This window comes from Dehalococcoidales bacterium (genome assembly GCA_030698765.1).
In the GTDB taxonomy this organism is placed as follows: domain Bacteria; phylum Chloroflexota; class Dehalococcoidia; order Dehalococcoidales; family UBA2162; genus JAUYMF01.
Map to the genome: position 1 here is coordinate 1 of JAUYMF010000010.1, position 8,034 is coordinate 8,034.

The following is an 8,034-nucleotide window of genomic DNA, read 5'->3' on the forward strand; positions in this document are numbered from 1 at the left end:
CAGGGAGGTGATAGAAGACTGGAGAAAGGATTATAATACCGTCAGACCCCATAGCTCGTTGGGCGGACTGGCACCTCAGGAATTCATGGCACTAGACGGAAACGCTAAGATGCAGATGGCACTAAGAATGGGGTAAGGTCAAGAATGACCTCATGTAATCTGTATACTTCAGACACGCGGACCTCAGCCCGATATGCCCACCGGTCTCGTCAACCAGAGCGGGAGGCAGGAGCTTTTTGAAAAAGCGAACGATTTTCATACTTACCCCCACGCTCGTTACTATATTGCCGGGCTTTCATCCGTGTGATGAACCACACCGACCACTTTCTCGACCGGGATAACGAACGCTACCCCCGCACCCGGTTTGCCCAGTTCGGCAGAGCGGACAATTTCGTCAAGAATGGCCTCGGTCTGCTCCGAATGAGTCAATGTTAGCAAGACCTCCTTCTCCGGTTCGATGGGAATACCAAGGATTTTCTGTTTCTCGTGAATTCCTGTACCACGGCCAAATAAGATAGTACCTCCTTCAGCCCCCGCCTTGCAGGAGCTTTCAAGAATTTTGTCACCCCATCCTTTCCGGACAATGCTGACAATGAGAGACATCTCCGCCATGTTCTTTTCCTCCTTTTTTCGTGTTTTCATACGAACTATCAGTCCGAGCGCCAGGATCGTCAAGATAGGCGCCAGGGCAATCAAAGCTATAAGGCCGAAACCGTCTATAATTGGGTCACGATCCTGGATGCTGGAGGCGATGCCGACGGCTATCGCCATCAGGAAGGTCACCGCCATTGGCCCGGTAGCCACGCCACCGGCATCAAAGGCAATGGCGATAACACTTTTGTCACTGAACCGGATCATTCCTATTGCCAGCAGGTAACCGGGGATAATTATCCAGAGCAACGGAATCCCGTAGACGATTTTTGCCATTCCCAGGGCGATGAACAGGGCAACGCCGCTTGATATCGTGTAGAGAACTGTTATCTTGCGTATGGAGCCGCTTGAGGCTGCTTCAACCTGCTCGCCGAGGATACGCACGGCTGGTTCCCCCCATGTCGCCAGAAAGCCCATTAACAGGCCGAATGGTATCAACAACCATTGAATTCTTACCGCGCCTAATGCTTCTCCTATCGCCTGGCCGGCTGGGAAAAATCCTATATGTACTCCCTGGAGGAATAAGGCTACCCCCGCCAGCGCCAGCAGGGACCCTTTGAGCAGATTGAAGACATAGCTTTTCGGCAGCTTTAATACAAGGAATTGAAATATAGTGAATAGCACCAGCAGCGGCGCCAAAGCTTTGATGATACCGAGAAGGGTACGGCCGAATCCATCCCAGATCATTATCTCGTTCAACTCAGCACCATCCCCATGATCATCACCCCGATGACCGGGCCGATTGAGGCCAGGCCGATAAGCCCGAAGCCATCAGACAGAGCCGACCTTCCTGCCAGTACCGAGCTGAATCCCAGTCCCAGCGCCAGGATTATCGGTACGGTCATCGGGCCGGTGGTGACACCCCCTGAATCGAAGGCGACCGGGACAAATTCCGCGGGAGTAAAAAGGGCCAGGATTATGATAACTATGTAACCGGCGGCCAGCAGGTAAGCGATGGGGAAATTAAGGAGAATTCGAAGAATTGCCATCGCGACAAAAAAGGCGACACCGATGGCTATGATGTAAACCAGAACGTTCTCCGCGATAGCCCCACCGGAGACCGCGTCAACCTGCCTGGTAAGGACAATGACATCAGGTTCAGCGATTGTCGCCGTAAAGCCGATGAGAAAAGCTATCCCTATCACCAGGGATAGCGAGCCACGCTTGGGGAGTTCGGAGCCGAGAGCCTTGCCCATTGGCAGGATGCCAATTTCAACACCGAACAGGAAGAGTATCATACCCGCGATAACCATTATTGCGCCTATGATAAACTGGAGGAAAAGGTTAGCTGGCATCTTGACAAGCGCAAACTGGAGAACAACCACAACTAGAACCAGCGGTAAAATAGCCATAACAACCTCTAAAACCCTGGCTCTGATGTTATTCGGCATACCTCAATAATAGCCTAATTCTTGATCGTATAAAAGGGCTGGAATGAATGATAGAAAGCTGTTTCCATAAGAGGCTATGCCTGCTGAGACCGGTGCTACCTGCGGGAAACCGGACACGCATTGCCGTTTTATACCTGTATTGAATTAATACCTGATGACTGATGTGACGAAGACCCTGATTTCTTCAACAATTCACGGAGTCCTGGAATCAAGTCAGGACGTAAAAAGTTCGATTTGATTGCTAACTGCCCGGCCACTGCCTGGAATTGTTCTGTCGCAACGGCTTTTTGTGGCTCGCCGTAACGGACACAAAAGCCCTCTTCCTGCTACGGTCAGCCGTACAGGAAGGATACACCTCACGAAATGCAGCGTATTCTCCGGTCTGAGGCTACGCCTTCATTATGGTAAAGGTATGGGTGTGCGGCGTGGTTCCAACGGCGGTAGAGGTCTTGGTAACCGCCTGCCCTTGCTTTATCGCCTGGAAATCTGCCTTTACCAGGGTTATGTCGTGTTGATGGGTGGGCCCATCGGAGGTATAGGTCTTGCTGTCCGGCGCGCTGTCGATATCAGCCCCGGGGATTGTTACGCCGTGGGCGTGGTTAAAATCCGTTGAGGATGTGACAGGAATATCTGCGGTAGGCTTGGCGCAACCGGATAGCCCAACAAGTGCCCCACCGGCGGCCTCAGCGACCAGGATAACAAGTCCAATTCCCGCCGTCCCCTTCAGGAAACTCCTGCGAGTAATGCCCTCTCCCTGCGTTGGGCAATAGGCTGTTTTATCCATCGTAGGTCCCTCCTTCCTCTAGTACTATTCGATAAAAATATATTATGGCCTGTTCTGGAGGATAATTGAATACGTAAACGTACGTATTTGTTGGGAAAGGGTGGCGCTAATTTTTAGTCAGGGATATTTCGTCCGGAACAAGGGAAAGGGATTTGCGGATGTAACTCGCCGGTGGCAGCTTGACTCCCCTGACTGAAAACGGCAATAATAATGTCCGGTAAAAACCGCCGCCGGTGCAGCATGAGAACAACAGGTTTTTAACCGCCTGAAAATATGGTATTATAAGGCTGTTTATTTGTTACTGCCTGAAAAATTCCCCGATAGCTCAATCGGTAGAGCAAGCGGCTGTTAACCGCTAGGTTCTTGGTTCGAGTCCAAGTCGGGGAGCCAGGTTTTTCAGTGGGCGGGACTTAGTCAGAAACCTAAGAAATTATTGCCCGAGAAGAAGTCTTTTCATAAAAGATATATCAAACTATGATTTTCTCAAGTAAGCCATTCCTGAGTAGATTCGCATTTATCACATAGTCCATATTCTCAACGCCAATATGGAATGGTCTTTGCATCTTCTTCCAGCCTTGGCCATCCGTCAACCAAACAAATTTCCAACCTGCCGATGATAGGACTTCCTGATCTTGCTTATCGGGCACGCACATAGCTCTGAATTAATTCTCTCAAGGACAAATATTCTCGGTGTTCATCGGCAAGCTGAATCGCGAAGATGTCGTCGAAACTCGTATCGGCTAAGTACTCGTTTAGCTCAAGTAAATTTCTTGAAGCATCTTGAACTGTATCGCCACCAGCGAAGCCTATCACTTGCATATTCTCAATGTCCGGTTCGGAACTAATACTATTAGGTTGAAACGTTGAGCCTTCAGTCGTAAGGAAAATATATTCTGCCATTATGCCCTCCTGTACTTTCCTCGTCCCAGGAACTCTAGATAGTTACTGTCCCTCAATATCTGCAGCTGTTGCCTGATCTTATCTCTTATGTGGAGGTTACGTGGATGTTTTTTTTGCAATTCGTTTTCGAAATCATAAACTTCAGTTAGTGAGAATTCTCTCTTACCGAGCTTTTCAATGCAATTCATAATGTCTATTGTCCAGCCTCTCTCCTTAACCTTCGGTTCTTCCTTCAAGAACAGCGTTTTCTGCCAGCCCTCTAATACGGCTTTATGTGGCAATATCACCCTATCCTTAACGTAAAAGATTCTCCCCGTTTGTGGAATATTATCCAAGATAATATTGCAGCCGACCCAACCGGCCCTGCGTGCAGTCATAGAAAGGGGTTTACGTTTTTCTACTATCTGAGGAACGAAGAAGTACTTCGGTATGACGCAGAAATTCAAGACTTCATAATTTTGTGGATTGTAAGCCAATAAAAACAAATTAGGATTGAGATTGCTTTTCAGTCGTTCGATTGCTGTCTTGAAAGCTCCATCCACAATCTTGCCGCTAAAACTGCCTCCCTTACCCTTGAGTTCGTAATCTTCTTTGCAGATGGGACAGTAGAAGTCGGCAACGGGACGATTATTGTCATATCTGTTGATATTTGCGCCGCAAGACGGACAAAAAACTTCGCCGTTAACCCAATCCTCAGTCAAAACCCTGATTTTCTGGGAAGGGCTTTTGTACCCTGCCATCAAATCTTTGTTGAGAAGGAGACGCATGATTGTCGCTGTCCTAAATTGTTCGAGAGCCAAGCGGTGAGCCATTGAAGGGCAAATTCATGGTCGTCTTCAGCACCCTTTGACTTATCCCATTTGCCCTTATCGACAGAAACCATCCGGCCTGCCTGACATGTGATACCCCCGTTAGAAAGAAAATAGGGAGGGTCGGCAAAAATCATATCGACAGAATTTTCTCTTGCTAGTTTCAGGATATCAATGCAATCACCTTTAAGGAGCCTAATAGAGTGTTCTAAGTCATTATAGTACACTGAGAAGGGTTTTTGAGCGCCGTAAGCTGACTTCTCTTCCGCTATCTGAAAATCAAGGGGATTCTGAGACCGGACATATTGAGTTCGCTCAGCCCAGTTCTCTTTCCCCTTTTTCTTTTCTTGTGTCATCGTTCTCTTGGCCATTAGTAACCTATAATAAGAGCTTTATCTCGTTTGGTTTAATATACCCCATTCTCCTTATTTCAGCAAGAAACGATCATGAGCTTTTTTTATCATATCGATAACTGGTCATCTCAAACACGGCTCTAAAAGTTCTACCTTTTAACCCGTTCAGGGAGCCAGGTTTTTCAGTGGGCGGGGCTTAGTCGGAAACCTAAGAAATTATTGCCCGAGAAAACAGCCTTTGACTACTCTTAGCCAAAACCTTATAATAGCCTCAATCAGGAAATTCCAAAGGAAAGAAAGGAGTGAATTTATGGCTTACCAGTATATCCTCTATGAGAAGAAAGGACAGATCGCCTACGTGACCCTGAACCGCCCCGAAGCGGGCAACTCCCACCACGCCGCAATGGGCGAGGAACTGACCGATGCCTGGAATGACGCTAAAGACGATAAGAATATCCGGGTGGCTGTCCTCACCGGCGCCGGGGAAAAGCATTTCTGCACCGGGGCTGACGCTAGGGCAGCCTCAAAAGGCATCCCCGTCACACCTTGGGGAGACGTCCCGGAGGACTTCTGGAAACCGGTTATCCTGGCAATTAACGGCGTCTGCGCCGGCGGCGGCTGGCACTTCCTCTGGCAGAGCGATTTCGCCATCTGCGCTGACCACGCCACCTTCCTGGAACCCCATGTCAGCATCGGCTGGGTGCCATTGAGAGAGATGATGGGTCTGGCCGACCGTGCTCCGCTGAGCGTGGTGCTGCGTATGGCCTTCATGGGCACCAAGGAGCGCATGGACGCCAAAAGGGCTTATGACCTGGGCATCGTTACCGAGGTCGTCCCACTGGCCCAGCTGATGCCGCGAGCCACCGCCCTGGCCGAAGCCATCTGCGAGCAGGCGCCACTGGCCGTGGAAGCCATCAAAGAAACCCTGCACCGCGCCTATGAGCTACGCTTCGCTAAGAGGGAAGCCTTTGATTACGGTAACCTTCTGCGGGAAACCAAGACCCACCACAGTGAGGACTACCTGGAGGGTCCGCGGGCGTTTGCCGAGGGGCGAAAGCCGGTGTGGAAGGGGAAATAACCGGCGGGCTTCACACTGAAACGAACGGATAAAGCGCCAAAATCACAACTAAAGCGCCGAGAATGGCGCCGGTCACGGTCTGCGCTGGTGAGTGATGGTCTGATGCTACTCTTGCCCATGCCATCAACGGGACGATAACTGCGGCTATCACCGCCAGCCAGCCGTGCAATATAACCAGTATTGTTACCGCCGCCGCCACCATGGCGGTATGCAGACTTACCTTCCACCACCAGGTAATACCCGTGAAGATGACGGCTCCGGAAAATCCGGCCAGAAAAGCCGCCCTGAGCATTAGCGGCGCCCCGAGATAAATGAGGATGATACCGCCCGCGGCGGCAATAAGACCGGCCAGCAGGTAAATCCCGGTCCTTTGCCGCCGGGCATCAGTATAAATAGTATCGATTTTACCCTTACGCACCAGATAAATTATAGCCAGAAAGACCGGCAGCACGCTCAGCGCCACCGCCAGCAGCGCCCATTTAAGGGCGGAGACTGTACCGGGGGCTGAGGCAAACGAAACAAGCCCGATAATTCCCAGGCTCATAAAAAAGGGGTTCAGGGTATTGGAGACAAGGTCGGCGATCCTTTTCTTCATCTCTACTAAAATATCCCGCCCGATTTCCAGCCCCGCAGAGCCGGATGATACATATTAACCCGATGTTCCATAACTTGCCAATCCGTCCCGTAACCCGCTCCGTACCGGTCCCCGCTTGATTTCACCGGCAGTTCACGGTATTCTTGTTTACGACCATTCCGGAGGAAGGCCAATGCAAGCTGTTATCCTGGTGGGCGGCAAAGCCACCAGGCTGCTACCCCTCACCAATAACACCCCCAAGGCAATAGTGCCGGTACTTAACCGGCCGCTACTGGAGCATGTCATCCGCCACCTCGCCGGGCACCGGATAGAGGACATCATCCTGGCGCAGGGCCATCTGGCACAGCTAATCGAGGGCTACCTGGGCAACGGCAGCCGGTTTGGTGTCAGTCTCAGCTATGTTGTCGAAGACACCCCTCTGGGTACCGCCGGAGCGCTGAAGAATGCCGCCGGTTACCTGGATGATACCTTCCTGATGCTAAACGGAGATGTGTTCACTGACCTGGACATTACGGCGATGCTGGAATTCCACCGGCAACAAAAGGCAATGGCAACCATTGCCCTGACGCCGGTAGATGACCCTACCAGCTATGGCTTAGTTGAGACTACCCCTGAAAACAGAGTCGCCCGCTTCCTGGAAAAACCCGGCTGGAATGAAGTAACTACTAACATGATAAATGCCGGAACCTATGTTCTGGAGAAAGCAGTCCTGGCTCAAATCCCGCTCCGGACTAAAGTCAGCATTGAACGTGAGGTCTTCCCCCGGCTCCTGACCGGGCACCAGCCGGTCTACGCCTTTCTCTCTTCAGCCTACTGGATAGACATCGGCACCCCGGAGAAATACCTGCAGCTACACCGCGACCTGCTCAGCGGTAAATGCCGGAACTGTCTTCTCGCCCCCACTGAAGAGGTGACCATCGGAGAAAATAGTCATATTCACCCCTCCGCCCGGATACGGGGCCCGGTAATAATCGGGGCTGACTGCACCATCGGGGAGAATGTAGCCTTGAACGGGCCGCTGGCTATCGGGGACGGCGCCATTATCCGGGAAGACAGCATTATTGAAGACTCCGTCATCTGGCAGAACTCCCGCTTGGGAGCACGGGTCAGCTTAAAAAGCTCAATCCTGGCCGATAATTGCCACCTTAACGAGGGCAGCAGCGCTGAGAACGTGGTACTGGGGGATAACGTAACTATAGCCGGTGGCTGCAAACTGGAGCCGGGCAGCCGCATCGGGGCGGGAACAACAGTCAGCGCCAGCCCGTAAGACTGTCACTCTTCTCTCTACTTTACCCTTCCGCTCTCTTCTTAATCACTCCGCCTCTCCTTTGACTCTGAGGTTGTCCTAAAACGCCTTCTTTGTCATGAAAATAGAGTTATACGTAATGAGTCATAACAAAAAAAACAATAAAGTCCTCAGGCTTTCAGAAAATGGTTGATTGTCATCCTGAGCGAAGAGAAGGATGACAATCA

At 50.9% G+C, this 8,034-nt stretch carries 10 protein-coding genes and 1 tRNA gene; 4 read left to right on the top strand and 7 right to left on the bottom strand.

Annotated features, from left to right (window positions below):
- The coding region (locus Q8Q07_00275; protein ID MDP3878729.1) for an integrase core domain-containing protein at positions 1–136 on the top strand (136 nt) is incomplete at its 5' end.
- Positions 137–279: 143 nt separating this feature from the next.
- Here Q8Q07_00275 and Q8Q07_00280 read toward each other — a convergent pair.
- The 3 genes from Q8Q07_00280 to Q8Q07_00290 all read right to left on the bottom strand — a co-directional run bounded on the left by Q8Q07_00280 (position 280) and on the right by Q8Q07_00290 (position 2,826).
- Positions 280–1,350, bottom strand: coding sequence for a DUF1538 family protein (locus Q8Q07_00280; protein ID MDP3878730.1), 1,071 nt, complete (start codon positions 1,348–1,350; stop codon positions 280–282).
- Positions 1,347–2,042: a DUF1538 domain-containing protein gene (locus Q8Q07_00285; protein ID MDP3878731.1), complete on the bottom strand. Its 696-nt coding sequence runs from the start codon at positions 2,040–2,042 to the stop codon at positions 1,347–1,349. The genes Q8Q07_00280 and Q8Q07_00285 overlap by 4 nt, the downstream gene beginning before the upstream one ends.
- Before the next feature lie 388 nt (positions 2,043–2,430).
- On the bottom strand, positions 2,431–2,826 hold the full coding sequence (locus Q8Q07_00290; GenBank protein ID MDP3878732.1) for a hypothetical protein: 396 nt from the start codon (positions 2,824–2,826) through the stop codon (positions 2,431–2,433).
- 314 nt (positions 2,827–3,140) lie between these two features.
- Here Q8Q07_00290 and Q8Q07_00295 point away from each other — a divergent pair.
- Positions 3,141–3,216, top strand: a tRNA-Asn gene (locus Q8Q07_00295).
- Positions 3,217–3,462: 246 nt separating this feature from the next.
- Here Q8Q07_00295 and Q8Q07_00300 read toward each other — a convergent pair.
- The 3 genes from Q8Q07_00300 to Q8Q07_00310 are packed head-to-tail and all read right to left on the bottom strand — an operon-like array spanning position 3,463 to position 4,906.
- Positions 3,463–3,726: a hypothetical protein gene (locus tag Q8Q07_00300; GenBank protein MDP3878733.1), complete on the bottom strand. Its 264-nt coding sequence runs from the start codon at positions 3,724–3,726 to the stop codon at positions 3,463–3,465.
- Complete coding sequence (locus Q8Q07_00305) at positions 3,726–4,466, bottom strand: DpnI domain-containing protein (GenBank protein ID MDP3878734.1); 741 nt, start codon at positions 4,464–4,466, stop codon at positions 3,726–3,728. Before Q8Q07_00305 ends, Q8Q07_00300 begins: the two co-directional genes overlap by 1 nt.
- Positions 4,466–4,906 carry a hypothetical protein gene (locus tag Q8Q07_00310; GenBank protein ID MDP3878735.1) on the bottom strand — a complete coding sequence of 147 codons (441 nt, stop codon included), beginning with the start codon at positions 4,904–4,906 and terminating at the stop codon, positions 4,466–4,468. Before Q8Q07_00310 ends, Q8Q07_00305 begins: the two co-directional genes overlap by 1 nt.
- 292 nt (positions 4,907–5,198) lie before the next feature.
- Here Q8Q07_00310 and Q8Q07_00315 point away from each other — a divergent pair, with 292 nt between their 5' ends.
- Positions 5,199–5,966, top strand: coding sequence for an enoyl-CoA hydratase-related protein (locus tag Q8Q07_00315; protein MDP3878736.1), 768 nt, complete (start codon positions 5,199–5,201; stop codon positions 5,964–5,966).
- 10 nt (positions 5,967–5,976) lie between these two features.
- Here Q8Q07_00315 and Q8Q07_00320 read toward each other — a convergent pair whose 3' ends face one another.
- Positions 5,977–6,561: a hypothetical protein gene (locus Q8Q07_00320; GenBank protein ID MDP3878737.1), complete on the bottom strand. Its 585-nt coding sequence runs from the start codon at positions 6,559–6,561 to the stop codon at positions 5,977–5,979.
- Positions 6,562–6,733: 172 nt separating this feature from the next.
- On the opposite strand from Q8Q07_00320, the gene Q8Q07_00325 reads away from it, so the two are divergent.
- Positions 6,734–7,828, top strand: a complete 1,095-nt coding sequence (locus Q8Q07_00325) for an NDP-sugar synthase (GenBank protein MDP3878738.1) — start codon at positions 6,734–6,736, stop codon at positions 7,826–7,828.
- Positions 7,829–8,034 lie beyond the last annotated feature (206 nt).

Coding starts and splice junctions, on each gene's coding strand:
- Q8Q07_00310 (MDP3878735.1), bottom strand. CDS start 4,906: ATGGCCAAGAGAACGATGACACAAGAAAAGAAAAAGGGGAAAGAGAAC.
- Q8Q07_00300 (MDP3878733.1), bottom strand. CDS start 3,726: ATGGCAGAATATATTTTCCTTACGACTGAAGGCTCAACGTTTCAACCT.
- Q8Q07_00285 (MDP3878731.1), bottom strand. CDS start 2,042: ATGCCGAATAACATCAGAGCCAGGGTTTTAGAGGTTGTTATGGCTATT.
- Q8Q07_00290 (MDP3878732.1), bottom strand. CDS start 2,826: ATGGATAAAACAGCCTATTGCCCAACGCAGGGAGAGGGCATTACTCGC.
- Q8Q07_00315 (MDP3878736.1), top strand. CDS start 5,199: ATGGCTTACCAGTATATCCTCTATGAGAAGAAAGGACAGATCGCCTAC.
- Q8Q07_00320 (MDP3878737.1), bottom strand. CDS start 6,561: ATGAAGAAAAGGATCGCCGACCTTGTCTCCAATACCCTGAACCCCTTT.
- Q8Q07_00325 (MDP3878738.1), top strand. CDS start 6,734: ATGCAAGCTGTTATCCTGGTGGGCGGCAAAGCCACCAGGCTGCTACCC.
- Q8Q07_00305 (MDP3878734.1), bottom strand. CDS start 4,466: ATGGCAGGGTACAAAAGCCCTTCCCAGAAAATCAGGGTTTTGACTGAG.